13 protein-coding genes are annotated in these 14033 nt (G+C 62.6%); 7 read left to right on the top strand and 6 right to left on the bottom strand.

Annotated elements, in window-relative coordinates; translation table 11 throughout:
• Positions 1-17 precede the first annotated feature (17 nt).
• Genes NCT04_RS29365 through NCT04_RS29340 form a run of 6 tightly spaced genes read right to left on the bottom strand, consistent with a single transcriptional unit; the run spans position 18 to position 6076 of the window.
• Positions 18-1055, bottom strand: a complete 1038-nt coding sequence (locus NCT04_RS29365; RefSeq protein ID WP_250469350.1) for an NAD(P)-dependent alcohol dehydrogenase — start codon at positions 1053-1055, stop codon at positions 18-20.
• Positions 1056-1087: 32 nt separating this feature from the next.
• Entirely contained in the window at positions 1088-1837 is a 750-nt protein-coding gene (locus tag NCT04_RS29360) for an SDR family oxidoreductase (protein ID WP_250469349.1), read from the bottom strand.
• 7 nt (positions 1838-1844) lie between these two features.
• Complete coding sequence (locus NCT04_RS29355) at positions 1845-2825, bottom strand: sugar-binding transcriptional regulator (RefSeq protein WP_244830810.1); 981 nt, start codon at positions 2823-2825, stop codon at positions 1845-1847.
• Between the two features lie 36 nt (positions 2826-2861).
• The gene (locus NCT04_RS29350; RefSeq protein ID WP_284509469.1) at positions 2862-3707 is read right to left on the bottom strand and encodes a carbohydrate ABC transporter permease; all 846 of its coding nucleotides are present in this window, start codon (positions 3705-3707) and stop codon (positions 2862-2864) included.
• A 32-nt stretch (positions 3708-3739) separates the two neighbouring features.
• Positions 3740-4666 (bottom strand): carbohydrate ABC transporter permease, encoded by a 927-nt coding sequence (locus tag NCT04_RS29345; protein ID WP_244830813.1) that lies wholly within the window; start codon positions 4664-4666, stop codon positions 3740-3742.
• Between the two features lie 39 nt (positions 4667-4705).
• The gene (locus NCT04_RS29340) at positions 4706-6076 is read right to left on the bottom strand and encodes an ABC transporter substrate-binding protein (RefSeq protein WP_250469347.1); all 1371 of its coding nucleotides are present in this window, start codon (positions 6074-6076) and stop codon (positions 4706-4708) included.
• 261 nt (positions 6077-6337) lie between these two features.
• On the opposite strand from NCT04_RS29340, the gene NCT04_RS29335 reads away from it, so the two are divergent.
• The 7 genes from NCT04_RS29335 (at position 6338) to NCT04_RS29305 (ending at position 13962) form a co-directional block, all read left to right on the top strand.
• The gene (locus NCT04_RS29335; protein ID WP_250469346.1) at positions 6338-7459 is read left to right on the top strand and encodes an ABC transporter ATP-binding protein; all 1122 of its coding nucleotides are present in this window, start codon (positions 6338-6340) and stop codon (positions 7457-7459) included.
• A 120-nt stretch (positions 7460-7579) separates the two neighbouring features.
• A complete protein-coding gene (locus NCT04_RS29330) occupies positions 7580-7864 on the top strand; it encodes a hypothetical protein (protein ID WP_250469345.1) in 285 nt (94 codons plus the stop codon).
• A 152-nt stretch (positions 7865-8016) separates the two neighbouring features.
• Entirely contained in the window at positions 8017-8526 is a 510-nt protein-coding gene (locus NCT04_RS29325) for a Csu type fimbrial protein (RefSeq protein ID WP_244830818.1), read from the top strand.
• 1 nt (position 8527) lies between these two features.
• Positions 8528-9322, top strand: a complete 795-nt coding sequence (locus NCT04_RS29320; RefSeq protein WP_250469344.1) for a fimbrial biogenesis chaperone — start codon at positions 8528-8530, stop codon at positions 9320-9322.
• Between the two features lie 49 nt (positions 9323-9371).
• A complete protein-coding gene (locus NCT04_RS29315; RefSeq protein ID WP_250469343.1) occupies positions 9372-11801 on the top strand; it encodes a fimbria/pilus outer membrane usher protein in 2430 nt (809 codons plus the stop codon).
• On the top strand, positions 11798-12769 hold the full coding sequence (locus NCT04_RS29310; RefSeq protein WP_250469341.1) for a Csu type fimbrial protein: 972 nt from the start codon (positions 11798-11800) through the stop codon (positions 12767-12769). Before NCT04_RS29315 ends, NCT04_RS29310 begins: the two co-directional genes overlap by 4 nt.
• 293 nt (positions 12770-13062) lie before the next feature.
• Positions 13063-13962 carry an EAL domain-containing protein gene (locus NCT04_RS29305; protein ID WP_250469339.1) on the top strand — a complete coding sequence of 300 codons (900 nt, stop codon included), beginning with the start codon at positions 13063-13065 and terminating at the stop codon, positions 13960-13962.
• Positions 13963-14033 lie beyond the last annotated feature (71 nt).

Below are 14033 nucleotides of genomic sequence, written 5' to 3'. Positions count from 1 at the left end.
TATCGTTTTGGCGATCGTTATTCTTCGAGCACGATCTGCACTTTCACATCCGTAGGCAGGCCGCTCGATGCTTCCTCGAACGCCTTGATACCATCGGCGAAGGGGAATGTGCGCGAGATGAACGGCTTCACATCGAGCTTGCCGGATGCGATCAGCTGGATCGCACGCGGGAAAATATTCGCGTAGCGGAATACGGATTCGATGCGCGCTTCCTTGATCTGCACGGCGACCACATCAAGGGCAATGGCGCGCTGCGGCATGCCGACCAGCACGAGGCAGCCACTGGGACACAACAGATCGACAATGCCCTCGAAGGCCTTTTCATTACCGCTCGCCTCGATCACGATATCCGCGCCCCAGCCGTCGGTCAGTTCGGCGATCACGTCCTTCGCATTGCGTTCGCGGATATTCACGGCCGTCACGCCCTGCACCGCGCCAATGAGATCGAGCTTCTCCTGCACGAGATCGCAGACGATGGCGCGGCTGCATCCACCTGCGAGCGCCGCCAGCGCGCACATCATGCCGATGGTGCCCGCACCCAGCACGACGGCGACATCGCCCGGCTTGATCGCGGCTTTCTTCGCGGCCTGCAAGCCGATGGAGAGCGGCTCGACGATCGCGCCTTCGGCAAAGCTCACGTTGTCCGGCAACTTGTACGTGAAGGCCGCGGGATGCACGACGAACGGCGCGAGACAGCCATGCACGGGCGGCGTGGCCCAGAAGCGCACCTTGGGGTCCAGGTTATAAAGCCCTTCACGCGATGCACGCGACTCCATGTCCGGCACGCCGGGTTCCATGCACACGCGGTCGCCCGCCTTGAGATTGCTCACTTCATCGCCGACCTCGATGACCGTGCCCGACGCTTCATGCCCGAGCACCATTGGCTCATTGACGACGAACGGTCCTATGCGGCCATGCTGGTAATAGTGAATGTCGCTGCCGCAAATGCCCACCGTGTGAATGCGGATACGCACGTCGCGCGGTCCGACCACCTGCGGCAAGCTGAACGGCCGCAAGCTGATACGCCGTGCTTCTTCGAGAACCAGTGCTTCCATCGTCGTTCCTTCCTTGAAATGTTTATTGTTGGCTAGCCCGCCTGAAAGCCGCCGTCGATGGCGAGGCTCACGCCGCTGACCATGCTGGAATCGTCGCTTAGCAGATAGGCGATGGAGCGCGCCACTTCCACGGGCTGCACGAAGCGGTTCAGCGGAATGCGCGCGAGCATCGGGCCGGATTTGACGGGGTCGCTCCAGGCTCGCTCGGCCATGGGCGTCATCGTGACGACTGGGTTCACGGCGTTGACGCGGATGCCGTGCGGTCCGAGTTCGACGGCCATCACGCGCGTCAGTGCATCGAGTCCGCCCTTGGACGCGCAATACGCCGCATGCAACGGCAAGCCGACGGTCGCCGACAAGCTCGACACGTTGACGATGGCCCCGCCCACATTGCGCGCGATCATGCTCTTCGCGCACTCCTGCGCGACGATCATCGCGGCGCGCACGTTGACGTTCATGGTGAGATCGAACGCTTCGGCGGTCGTCTCGAGAAACGGCTGCAATTGCGCGATGCCCGCGCAGTTCACGAGCAGATCGACCGGTTGCGCGCCGCGCGCGGCTTCGCGGGTGGCATCGGCATTTGCGAGATCGACGGCAATGGTTTCGCAGCCGGTCTCTTCCTTGAGTTGCACGAGGTCGGCAGCGCTGCGGCTCAAGGCAACGACCCGCGCGCCGCGTTCGATCAGGAGATTCACGGTCGCGTGGCCGATGCCCTTGCCCGCGCCAGTGACGAGCACGGTCTTGCCTGCAAACTCGCGGTTACGGTCGATGGTGTCGGTCATGTTCTCTTCAAGGTTCGTCGCAGAGTCGCCGCGCCGTGTCTTCATCGGTCACGAGCACCGACGGATAGCGTCCGCGCAACGCCGCACGCGTGACATGAAACTTCTTCGCCCCGCCACTGACGAGAACCACGCGACGCAGCTTGCGCAAGTCTTCGAGCGTGATCGCAACGGTGCGGCGATTCAGCGGATGATCGATCAGCTCGCCGTCTTCATCCATGAAATGCCCGAGCATGTCGCCGACCGCGCCTGCTTTTTCGAGCGTGCGCAATTGCTCCGGATTGTCGATGCCATAGGTTACGACGAGAGATTCCGTCAGATCGCCGCAAGTCAGCAGGGCAAGGTCGGAGTTGCGCGCGAGTTCGTAGGTCTCGCGCACGGTGCCTTCCTGCAGGATCACATCGCGCGCCTTCTGGCTGCTGACGTAGATGGGCGCGGCGAACAGATATCCGTCCGCTCGGCAGATATCCGCGAAGTCGGAAACGATATCGAACGTGTTGATGCTCGGGCAATGCGAGAGGCCGCCTTGCAGCGACACCGCCGACACCGCGCCATAACTGCGTTGCGGCATGGCGCGCAGCACGGCGCGGATCGTGCGTCCCCAGCCAAGCCCGATAGTTTGCCCTGCAACTATCTGCCTCGAAAAGTAGCTCGCCGCGCCGATACCGAGCGCCGCGTTGTTCGCTTCGGTGTTCGCACCGGTCGGCACGACCACCGCGCATTCAAGACCGAAGCGTTTGCTGAGCGCTTCTTCCAGCGCGACGCATGGCGCTATCTTGCTGTTGATGGTGATCTGCACGAGACCCGACTCGCGGCTTGCCGCGAGCAGCCGGTTCACGCGCACGCGGTTGCTGCCTATACGTTCCGCGATCTCCTGCTGCGTCAGGTTGCCGACGTAGTAGTGCCACGCGACGCGCGCCTGCAATTCCTCTTCCGAGTCGATGGATTCGTCGGTTTCGGCGAAGGCTAGGGGTGGTACTGTCTTGCTCATATCGAGTGTCTGGTCACAATGGAAGGCCGAAGGAGTCTACTTCACCGCGCCCATCGTGAGACCTTGCACCAGCCGCCCGGACACGAGCAGCGCGAAGACGACCATCGGCAGGACGATCAGCGTACCCGTGGCCATGATCTCGCCCCAGGGCAATTCGTAACCGCTCATGTAGCTCGTCGCGGCGACCGGCGATGTAATGGCATCGGTGCGTGTCAGCACGAGCGCATAGAGCAGATCGTTCCACGAGAAGATGAAAGCGAAGATGGCGGATACGACGATGCCCGGCATCGCGAGCGGCAAGTTGATGCGCCAGAACACGCGCCACGGCGACGCGCCATCGAGCCGCGCGGCCTCGTCGAGTTCCACGGGAATATTGCGGAACTGGTCGGTGCAGATCCATACGACAATCGGCAACGAGAACGTCAGATAAAGAAGAATCAGCACGATGTGCGTATCGACGAGATCGAGCTTGGTCGCAATCAGAAAGAACGGCACCGCGAGCACCACGGGGCTCACCATGCGATTCGAGATGAACCAGAACCACAGATCTTCCTTGCCACGAAATTCGAAGCGTGCGAGCGCATAGGCAGCGGGCGCGCCGAGCAGAATGGCAAGCACCGTCGTGCTGCTCGCGATGATGAGCGAGTTGAGCAGACTGCCCGCCACGTCATGCTCGAAAAGCGCCGCCGAATAGTGATGAAACGTGGGACTGAACAGCCACTTCGGCGGATACGCGAGCGCGTCGGACTGGCTCTTCAGGCTCGTCGTCACCATCCAGTAGAACGGAAACACGGACGACAGGAAGACGATCGCCAGACCGAAAAAGTGCCATACGGTGGTGCGTTTGCGTGCGGCACGCGCACGCAAGGCACGCTTGGTCATGCCGCCATTCGCGGCTTGCAGAGTCGGAGAACTCACGCGGCCTCCCGGTACACGAAGCGGATATAAAGACGCGACAGCACGATAGTCAGGATCAAGAGAATGATGGCCTGAGCGGACGCCATACCCTGATCGAAGAGACGAAAGCCCACGCGCTGGATATAGATGCTGATGAACTCCGTCGCGGTGCCGGGGCCGCCGCGCGTCATGGTGAAGACGGCATCGAACATCTTCAGCATGTCGGCCGAGCGCAGAATGAGAATGGCCGTCAAACCCGGCAGCAGATACGGCCGCTGTAAGTGCCAAAGAATCATGCTCCACTTCGGCGTTTCGAGGCGCGCCGCTTCCTCGGCTTCCTTCGGCACCATGGAAAGCCCGGCCAGCAGAATCAGCGCGCAAAACGGCGTCCACTGCCAGATATCCATGATCATCACGGAGACGAACGCCAGCGTCGGATCGGCAAGCCAGTCTTGCGGCGGAATGCCGAAGAGGCCCGCCAGATAGTTCGCCACGCCGAACTGCCGGTTGAAGATCAGGCGGCCAATCAGGCCCACGACCGCATAAGTTGTCGCCATTGGAATGACGAGGCTCACGCGAGCGGCGGCGCGCATCCATCGCAAGTCGATACGGTGCAGCATCAACGCCGCAAAGAGCCCGAGTGCGACCTCGATCGGCAAGGTAAGACAAAGGAACAACGCAGTGCGGCCGAGCGCGCCCCAGAACGAGGGATCGGTGAGCGTCGCCACGTAATTGTCGATGCCCACGAACGGCGTGCCCGACGCGAGATCGGCGAGCTTGTACTGATGAAACGAGTTATAGAGCGCCAGCAGCAGCGGGTAAATGCCGATGACCGCCAGCGCGAATATCGCCGGAATCAGGAACCAGAAGGCAGGCGTTCGCGGCACCACGCCAAAGTAACGCGTCCGCTTTCCGAGCCTTGGAGAAGTTGCCACGCCTGCCATTCGATCGCCTCCGGTTCCTGATGTTTAGCGTTCAGCCGATTACTTGAGCAAAGGCTTCTTGCCGTCGTAATAGCCGGCTTTCTTCAGGATGTCCTCGGTCTTCTGACCGATGGTCTGCGCGCCATCCTTCACCGTCACCTGACCGAGCATGATCTTGCTGCCCCATTCGCCGATGACTTCCGACACCGCCGGCCACTCGGGGAAACGCGGACGATAATCCGGCACGCCGCCTTGCCAGGATTCGACCATCGGCTTCACGAACGGATACTTGTCCTGCACCGCCTTGTCCTGATAGACCGCCGTGCGTGCCGGCACGCCGCCCGCCTCGAGATAAGGCTTCGCCATGGCCTCGGACGTGATCCATTGGATGAAGAGCCACGATGCCGCTTGCTTCTTCGCGCTGGCCTTTGCATTCACGGCAAGCGAGAAGCCGCCGAGCGCGGGCTTGAGTCCCGCCGGCCCCTTCGGTTCGGTGGTGATCGCAAGACAGTTGCCGAGCTTCGACTTGCTCGGGTCGGTGAGCGTCGGATAGAAAGCGGACCATTCGGTGATCATCGCGACCTGCCCTTGCGCAAGCGCGTTGACGGCTTCGGCGTGATCGAAATCGACGATACCCGGCGGCATGTACTTCATCAGCTTTTGCCGGTATTCGAGGCCCGCTTGCGATTGCGGCGACATCAGGTTCGACTTGAACTTAGCATCGAGAAGCGATCCGCCATTGGGCCACAACACGCGCATGAAGCTATCCGCCGATTGCGTCTCGCCGCGCCGCGACTGCAACGCGAAAGCGAACTTGTCGCCCTTCGTGAGCTTCGGCGCGTAGGTTGTCAGCAACTCGTCCCAGGTCTTCGGCGGCTCGTCGAAACCCGCGTCCTTCAACGTGCACTTGTTGTAGAACATGAGGCCCGAGTAATTATCGAACGGCAGGCCATACGTGACCTTGTCCCATGTGCCGAACGAGTCGAGCAGGATGGGGAAGAAGCCCTTCAGATTGAGGTTCGGGTCCGCGAGCTTGGGGTCGTCCGTGAACTTCTTGATGGGCACGAGCCACTTGTTGCTCGCGAATTCGCCGATCCACACGACGTCCACGAGCACGATGTCCTGATCGCCGCCGCCCACGAAGTTGAGCACTTCCTTCTCACGCGTGTTCTCGTACGGAATCACTTCCCAGCGCACCTTGATGCCCGTCTCTTTCTCGAACTGCGGTATCAGGGTTTGTGCTGCCTTGTAACCGGGACGATCCAGAAAGATGGCCTTGATGGTGGTGCCAGAATACGGCTCCGCGGCTTCCTTGAGCGTCCACGCCTGTGCGTTCGATGCGGCGAAAGCCGCGCTGGCCGCAAGTAGCGCGACAGCCGCTACGTGCTTGACGGGACCAAGTTGTCTCACCTGGTTGAAGCGCTTCTTCATGCCTGTCTCCTTTGATTTTTTTAGAGCAGTGATGGCTTGCGGATTCGTTCGTAGCGTCTTTCGGTTCCTGCGAGTGCGAAGGGAAACGGGTGGAAAACACGGCGTATGCGGCGAAGACCGTCTGTGTCGTTTCACTTGTAATTTCCGTTTTACAATTGTATATTTTGGCCCGAACAGGTTGTCAAGAACTAAATCGACGAAGCCATTCGATGCTGCGCTGCGATGAACATACTCGTGGCTCGGCCATAGACGGAGACAGGCATGAGCGCCGTTCATCTACAGCAGATCCGCAAGTCCTTTGCAGGCACCGATGTGCTCAAGGGCGTCGACATTCAGGTGAAGGACCGCGAGTTCATGGTCTTCGTCGGACCATCGGGATGTGGCAAGTCCACCTTGCTGCGAAGCATCGCCGGGCTCGAACGCAGCGATTCAGGGCAAATACTGATAGGCGGTGAAGACGTCACCGAACTCGAACCATCGCAGCGTGGCGTGGCGATGGTGTTTCAGTCGTATGCGCTCTATCCGCACATGACGGTGTACGAGAACATCGCGTTCGGACTGCGCATGCTGAAGCTGCCCGAAGCGCAGATCAAGGAACGCGTGCAGCGCGCAGCCGAGATCCTGCAGATCGGTCAACTGCTCGAACGCCGGCCGCGCGCGTTGTCGGGCGGACAGCGTCAGCGCGTTGCCATCGGGCGATCGATCGTGCGCGAACCGCAAGTGTTTCTCTTCGACGAACCGCTCTCGAATCTCGATGCCGCCTTGCGCGTGCAGATGCGCCTCGAACTCATCAAGCTGCACAAGCAACTCAACGCGACGATGATTTACGTCACGCACGATCAGACCGAAGCGATGACCATGGCCGATCGAATCGTCGTGCTGAATCATGGGCGCGTGGAGCAGATCGGCACGCCGCTGGAGCTTTATCGCACGCCGCATAATCGCTTCGTCGCGGGCTTCATCGGCTCGCCGAAGATGAACTTCATGGACGTGCGCGTGCAACATGTCGATGCCGCCGGCGTCAGCATCGAACTGCCCGGTGGCGAGGCGCTCACGCTGCCCTTCAAGGCTTCGTCGGTAAAGGCGGGCGAGACGCTCACGCTCGGCATTCGCCCGGAACATTTCGTCGAGGAATGCGGCGGCGATATCGATAGCGGTCTTGCCGGCGAAGTGATGGTGATCGAGCATCTCGGTGGCGAGACGCTCTTGCATCTGCGATTGCCGAACGACCTCGTGATTCAAGTGAAGGGCTCGGGCGAGTCCACTGCGTTCGAAGGACAACGCCTGAACGCGGGCTTCAGCATTCGCCATGTGCATCTGTTCAACCAGGACGGCAGTGCGCTCGAACGTCTTCGGCCCGTGACGGAGACTGCTGCCGCTTGAGGCTGGGTCGCTCGATCAAGTTTCCTCAGCGGATGCCGTAAACGAAAAGAGGCGCCGAAGTAGCGGCGCTCGCGGCCGCGCCGTCGGCTGCATCCGTCACCGCTGTTCATCGTGAAATTCATGGCATCCAGCATCCGTTCGCTGACGGCATGGTCCGTCGTGGTGACGTTCGCGCTCAGCGCGGCACCTTCCGCTTTCGCAGGCACCGGCAACGCAGAGTTGCCCGTGACGCTGACCGTCTACGATATCTGTACGCTCGATACGGGCGCCACGCAGCCAAGCGTGGCCTGTTCCGCAGGCGGCCAGTACCGCATCCTCGCGGGCGAATATTTCGCGGATGTCCGCATCGCCGAGATCAAGGCCGCGCAACGACCGCAAATGCGGGTCGTCGAGATCGCGTTCTGAAACGTCGAAGCCATGGCGATGCATTGTTACAATCGCTTACGCTTTAACGTCTGAGGAATGCACATAATCAGGGCGTCACGACGCGCCAAAAATCTGAGAGAGCAGCACAAACGTTTGGCGCGCGGAAGACACTTCCAGAGAAGAGGTGAACAATGCGTCGCCGTAACCTTGCCGTTTCCGTGCTTTGCATCGCGTTGGCATCGGGGCCGCTCGTTCCGTTCGGAGCGAACGCAGCCACGCGAACCACTACCTTCACCGTATCCCTCACGCTGCAGAACGATTGCCAGATCGCGGCCAATCCGCTCAATTTCGGCAACTCGGGTGTTATCGCGGCGAACATCGATCAGACCACCACGTTGAGCGTCACCTGCTCGAACGGCGCGTCGTATAACGTCGGGCTGGATGCGGGTTCGGTGTCGGGTTCCACGGTGCCGAACCGGCTGCTCGCGGGCACGGGCACGCCTCTGCCGACGGTCGCCTATCAGCTCTATCGCGATGCCGCGCGCACGCTCGTCTGGGGCCAGACGGTCGGCACCGACACGGTCTCCGGCACCGGCACGGGCGCGGCGCAGACGGTCACGGTCTATGGCCGCGTCGCGCCGCAGACCACGCCGGCCGCGGGCACGTATTCATCCGTCGTCACGGCTACCGTCACGTTCTAGCATGCGCTCATCGCAGTGTTACCGGGCCGCGCGGCCCGGCAGGCGGGCGCTCGCGTGTGCGCTGGCGGGCTTCTCGTGGTGGTGCCTTCCGCACGCGGCGAACGTATCGGCGGCGGCCTTGCAAGTGTCGCCTATCCGGCTCGATCTCTCCGCCGAAAGGCCCGCCACCGCGCTCACGCTGCATAACGACGGCAGTGCGCCGCTCAATGCTCAGGTACGCGTGTTCGCATGGACGCAGTCGCTCGACGAAGACCATCTGGAGCGCACGGCCGCCATCGTCGCGAGTCCGCCGATCGTGCAGATCGCGCCGAAGGGCGATCAGACCATCCGCATTCTGCGAGTGGGAAGCGAGCCGCTTGCGCGCGAGGAGACGTATCGTCTGCTGATCGATGAAATTCCGAACGCACAAAGCGCACAGAACACGGGCGTGCGCATGCAGTTGCGCTATTCGGTGCCGGTCTTCGTGGGCGCGGACGAAGCGCGCTTGCCCGCGTTGAAGTTCGCGCTGGAACGCAAGAGCCAGGCAAGCAACGAAGCCGACGTCATGCTGCGCGTGTCGAACGGCGCGCAAACGCATGCGCAACTGAGCCGCGTTCATCTTGACTGGTCCGATGGTCAGAGCACGCAAGTCTCGGCGGGACTGCTCGGCTATGCGTTGCCCGGCGCCGCGCGCCGCTGGCCCGTGCAGGGCGCGCCTGCGAATGGCACGTGGGCGACCTTGCACGCCGTCATCAACGGCGAGCCCGTGACCATGCGTGTGAACGTCGAGCCGGGACCGCCGGGCTCCGACCGCTAGGCCGTGGATGCCATCGCCGCGCCCGCGTGCGAGCCGGTCACGCGCTCATGTGCTTCGTCTCGTGCCGATCATCGTGTGGTCCGCCATGCCCGCGTGGTCGCACGCGAACGACTCGACACCGGCGACAGCGCCCATGCAGATGCAAGGCGCCCTTCCCCATGAACGCGGCGAGCTATATCTCGAAGTGTCGATCAACGGAACATCGACGCAAAAGATCGCGCAATTCTTCGTGACCGACGAGACGATCTACACGACGCCCGGCGAATTGCGCGAACTCGGCTTGCGCACCGACGACCTGCAAGCGCAAGCGGACGGCCGCATCGCGCTGGGTGTCGTGCCGGGCCTGCGTTATCGATACATCGAGCAACAGCAACGCATCGACCTCGAAGCCGCCGATGCGCGCCGCGTGCCTTCCGCGCTTTCCAACATTCCGGCACGCGCGCCGGTGGCCGCAACCGGCACGGGCCTCGTCATCAACTACGAAGCGAGCGTGCAGACCAACTCGCCGGCGCAATACGGCTTCTATGGCGAGGAACGTTTCTTCTATCCGGGCGGCCTCTTCGACAACACCGGCACGGCGTACTGGTACGCGGACAGCCGCCGCTACGTGCGGCTCGATACGTCGTGGAGCCATTCGGACACCGCTTCACTCATGACCACGCGCATCGGCGACACGATTTCCTCATCGCTCACATGGACGCGCCCGGTGCGCATGGGGGGCGCGCAACTATCGCGCGATTTCGGCTTGCGGCCCGATCTCGTCACGTATCCCGTGCCCGCGCTCGGCGGTTCGGCCGCCGTGCCGAGCGCCGTCGATCTCTACGTCAACAATGTGCGCCAGTTCAGCGGCGCGGCGCCCTCGGGACCGTTCGTCATCAATGCGGTGCCGGCCATCAACGGCGCGGGCGAAGCGGTGATCGTGAGCCGCGATGTGCTCGGCCGCAGCGTGATGACGACGGTGCCGCTCTATATCGACGCGCGTCTGCTCGCAAGCGGCCTCACGGACTTCTCCGTCGAAGCGGGCTTCGTGCGCCGCGCGTATGCGCTGCGCTCGTTCGACTATGCGGGCGACCCGTCGGCATCGGCGTCGATCAGGCGCGGCATAACCGATACCATCACGCTCGAAGCACACGGCGAAGCCACGCGCGGCGTCTACAACGCGGGCGCCGGCGTATTGTTCGGCATCGGACAAGCGGGCGTCTTCAATGTGTCGCTGGCGGGCAGCGCGGGCAACGGCGGCTCGAATCCCGCGCCCCTTTATATCTATCCGGCAAGCTTCTACAACGGCTTCGATAGCAGTTCGCCGCCTTATGTTCCGCAAGCGCCGCATGGCGGCAGCGGCATGCAGGTTTCGGTGGGATGGCAATGGCGCACACCCGCGCTTTCCGTCGATCTGCAAGCGCAGAAAGCGACGCCTCACTACAGCGATCTGGCGTCCGCCGAAGGCACGCCCGTGCCGCGTTCGACGTATCGCGCGACCCTTGCCGCGCCCGTGCGCGTGCTGGGTTCTTCGAGCACGGCAAGCGCGAGTTACGTGGGTCTTGCCGATCCCTACTACGGCGACTCGCGCATCGGTTCGCTGGCGTACACGGTGACGTTGCCGCGCGGCACGTCGCTATCGGCGAGCGTGTATCACGACTTCGGCGATACGCGTAACACCGGCGTCTTCGTGGCGCTCGCCTTCGCGCTCGGCGGCGCCCTCAACGCGAGCGTCGATGCAGGCAGCGATCACGGCAAACCGCTCTTCGGCGCATCGGTGACGAAGACGGCCGACTACGGCGGCGGCTTCGGCTGGCAAGCGCAGACGGCGCATCAGAACGGCGTGCAACAGTCGCTTGCGCAAGGCGCGTATCGCACTCGCTATGGCGATTTGCTCGGCACCGTGGCGAGCGTGCAGTCGCGCGTGTATGGCGAGCTGGACGCATCGGGCTCCATCGTGATGATGGAAGGCGATGTGCTCGCGGGCCGCCGTATCGACGACGCCTTCGCGCTCGTCTCCACCGATGGCGTAGCGAACGTGCCCGTGCTGCACGAGAACCGCGAGATCGGCAAGACCAATGGCGCGGGGCATTTGCTGGTGCCGGATCTGATTGCGTATCAGGCGAATCATCTCGGCATCGACCCGCTCGATCTTCCCGCCAATACCTCCATCGCCACCACGCAGCTCAATCTCGCGCCGCAATCGCGGGCGGGCGTCGTCGCGCGTTTTCCGTTACGGGGTTTCAGCGGCGCACAACTGCAGCTCGTCGATGCCGCAAGCGCTCCCTTGCCGCCGGGCACGACGCTTACGCACCGCGAGACCGGCAAGCGCTACGTCGTCGGCTACGACGGACTCGCCTTCATCGACGATCTCGCCGCGACCAATACGCTCGACGCCACGTTATCCGGCACGCCCTGCGAAGCGCACGTTGACTTCACGGCGCAAGCACACGCCTTGCCGACGCTCGGCCCATTCACCTGCAAGAGCGCGTCGCCATGAAGCGCGCATGGTTCTTGGCTATCGCGCTGTTCGTCTTCATGACGACGCCGGTGCGTGCGCAAGTGTGCACGGCGTCGATATCGAGCATCAACTTCGGATCGATCGCGCCCGCGACGGATTCGTCCGCGAACGTCTCGGGCTCGGTGACGGTGTCTTGCACGGGCTTCGTGCTGACCTTGCCGGTGCGGGCGTGCATCAGCATCGGGACGGGCAGCGCAGGTGCGTCCTACGCGCCGCGCCTGGCGGCCAACGGCGCCAGCACGCTGCAATACAACCTCTATGCCGATTCGACCGGCGGCACGATCTGGGGCTCGCGGCGCTCCGCGAGTTACGGCGCGGTGGCGCTCGACATACCGCTTACCCTCGCGCTCGGCACGGCATCCGGCAGCCGTACCTTGCCGTTTTATGGACGCATCGCGGCGGGTCAGAACACGCTCGTCGCGGGAACGTATCTATCGACATTCTCGGGCGCGACGCAGGCCGAAATGACGTATCAGCAATACGTCGTTTCGCCGCCCAACTGCTCGACCGTGACCGCCAATTCGAACGCCCTTTCCTTTACCGTGAGCGCGACCGTCATCAACGATTGCACGCTTGCCGCGACCAACATCAATTTCGGCACGGCCGGACTACTCGATGGCGCCTTGACGGCAACGGGCACACTGAGCGTGGCATGCACCAACAACGACCCTTACTCGATAACGTTATCGGCCGGCGGCGGCAGCGGCGCAAGCGTCGCGGACCGGCGCATGACGCGCGGCGGCGGCAGCGAACAGGTGCGATATCAGCTCTATCAGAACGCGGCTTACTCGACTCCGTGGGGCGATGGCACGAATTCCGCGCCGGCTCTCGCAGGCACCGGCACCGGTTCGAGTCAGGCGATCACGGTCTATGCGCGCGTGCTGCCGCAAGCCACACCCACCGCCGGAACTTATAGCGATACCATCCTTGCGACCATCACTTACTGAGCCGCGAACGTGCGCTCTCCACTAGTCAGCATTGCAAAAGTTATTACACACAGGCTCGAAACTACAAGGCGCCGTGCACGGTGACGACGCATGCGGGCGTAACGCTTGCCTCGACGTAACGTTACCTTTGACCGATACGCTATTCCCGATCATTCCGAGGATCGCTCAACACCGGCAAAAATTCGGGTTTTCCCTTTCTGAAGTCCGCATCCGAACGCCGAACCGCCGCGTATATCCAAACTGGCACGACTCCTGCAAACCTTCTCTTGAACACTAAGGGAGGGCGGCAAAGCATGAGTACAACGACATCCCGCTCGCAGGTCGAGAACGTCGTGCGCGACTCCGGTCAGGCATTGAGGCGTCGCGTACTTCAGGGTCTCGCGGCTGGCGAGTTTTGTATCGCCTATCAGGGAATCTACCGAGTCGACAGCGGCGAGCTTGCGCGCATGGAAGCGCTCATCCGCTGGCGTCATCCAGACTACGGCGTGCTCTTGCCTGGCGCGTTCTGCGAGGCGTTGCAGGACCCGGACGTCATGGTGAAGATCACCTGGTTCGTCATGGATGCCGTCGCAGGCGATATCGCCGCGTGGCTCGCGCGCGGCGGCAAGCGTTATCCCGTCGCGGTCAACGTGCCGCCTTCGGTCGCCGCCATGCCGGGCTTCGCAAAACGCATGGAAGCGATCTGCGTGGCGCATGGCATCGCGTCGAGCTATATCGAACTCGAACTCTCGGAAAGCGAGGATCTTGCGCTCTTTCCGTCGATTCAACAGGTCGTCCAGCGCTTCCGTAATAAAGGCGTCAACATTGCGATGGATGATTTCGGTACCGGCTACGCGTGCCTCGCCGCGCTCGGGCCGATCGACTTCGGCACCGTGAAGATCGCCAAGGAGCTGCTCGCGGAAGCGCCGCGCTGCCCGAATGCGTGCATGGTGTTTTCCTCGGTGCTCGCGCTGCTCACGCGGCTCAAGGTATCGATCGTCGTCGAAGGCGTGGAGACGCCCGCGCAGGCGCAATGGCTCGCGCAGTGGCCGCATGTGCTCGCGCAAGGCTTCCTGATCGCGCGGCCCACGTTCGGCATGGACAACGTGCCGGGCGTGGATGCTCACGCGGACATGCAAGGCATGCAGGGAGCCCATGCAATCACGCGGCAAACCAGCCGGCGCTCGGCGATGCGTATCGCGGACGCGGCATGAAGGCGCGCACCGCCTGTATGGAAAGTTGAAAGGACATAAGGCCGGACCCACTGATTTCATCCGGCCGCCCA

The organism is Caballeronia sp. GAFFF2 (assembly GCF_023631485.1).
GTDB lineage: Bacteria > Pseudomonadota > Gammaproteobacteria > Burkholderiales > Burkholderiaceae > Caballeronia.
Note: the sequence above shows the minus strand (reverse complement) of the source record. Positions and strands in the feature narration are given on the sequence as shown.

What these genes read in the sequence shown, in the direction of transcription:
- NCT04_RS29365 (WP_250469350.1), bottom strand. Translation starts at nt 1,055, where the DNA reads ATGGAAGCACTGGTTCTCGAAGAAGCACGGCGTATCAGCTTGCGGCCG.
- NCT04_RS29360 (WP_250469349.1), bottom strand. Translation starts at nt 1,837, where the DNA reads ATGACCGACACCATCGACCGTAACCGCGAGTTTGCAGGCAAGACCGTG.
- NCT04_RS29355 (WP_244830810.1), bottom strand. Translation starts at nt 2,825, where the DNA reads ATGAGCAAGACAGTACCACCCCTAGCCTTCGCCGAAACCGACGAATCC.
- NCT04_RS29350 (WP_284509469.1), bottom strand. Translation starts at nt 3,707, where the DNA reads ATGACCAAGCGTGCCTTGCGTGCGCGTGCCGCACGCAAACGCACCACC.
- NCT04_RS29345 (WP_244830813.1), bottom strand. Translation starts at nt 4,666, where the DNA reads ATGGCAGGCGTGGCAACTTCTCCAAGGCTCGGAAAGCGGACGCGTTAC.
- NCT04_RS29340 (WP_250469347.1), bottom strand. Translation starts at nt 6,076, where the DNA reads ATGAAGAAGCGCTTCAACCAGGTGAGACAACTTGGTCCCGTCAAGCAC.
- NCT04_RS29335 (WP_250469346.1), top strand. Translation starts at nt 6,338, where the DNA reads ATGAGCGCCGTTCATCTACAGCAGATCCGCAAGTCCTTTGCAGGCACC.
- NCT04_RS29330 (WP_250469345.1), top strand. Translation starts at nt 7,580, where the DNA reads ATGGCATCCAGCATCCGTTCGCTGACGGCATGGTCCGTCGTGGTGACG.
- NCT04_RS29325 (WP_244830818.1), top strand. Translation starts at nt 8,017, where the DNA reads ATGCGTCGCCGTAACCTTGCCGTTTCCGTGCTTTGCATCGCGTTGGCA.
- NCT04_RS29320 (WP_250469344.1), top strand. Translation starts at nt 8,528, where the DNA reads ATGCGCTCATCGCAGTGTTACCGGGCCGCGCGGCCCGGCAGGCGGGCG.
- NCT04_RS29310 (WP_250469341.1), top strand. Translation starts at nt 11,798, where the DNA reads ATGAAGCGCGCATGGTTCTTGGCTATCGCGCTGTTCGTCTTCATGACG.
- NCT04_RS29305 (WP_250469339.1), top strand. Translation starts at nt 13,063, where the DNA reads ATGAGTACAACGACATCCCGCTCGCAGGTCGAGAACGTCGTGCGCGAC.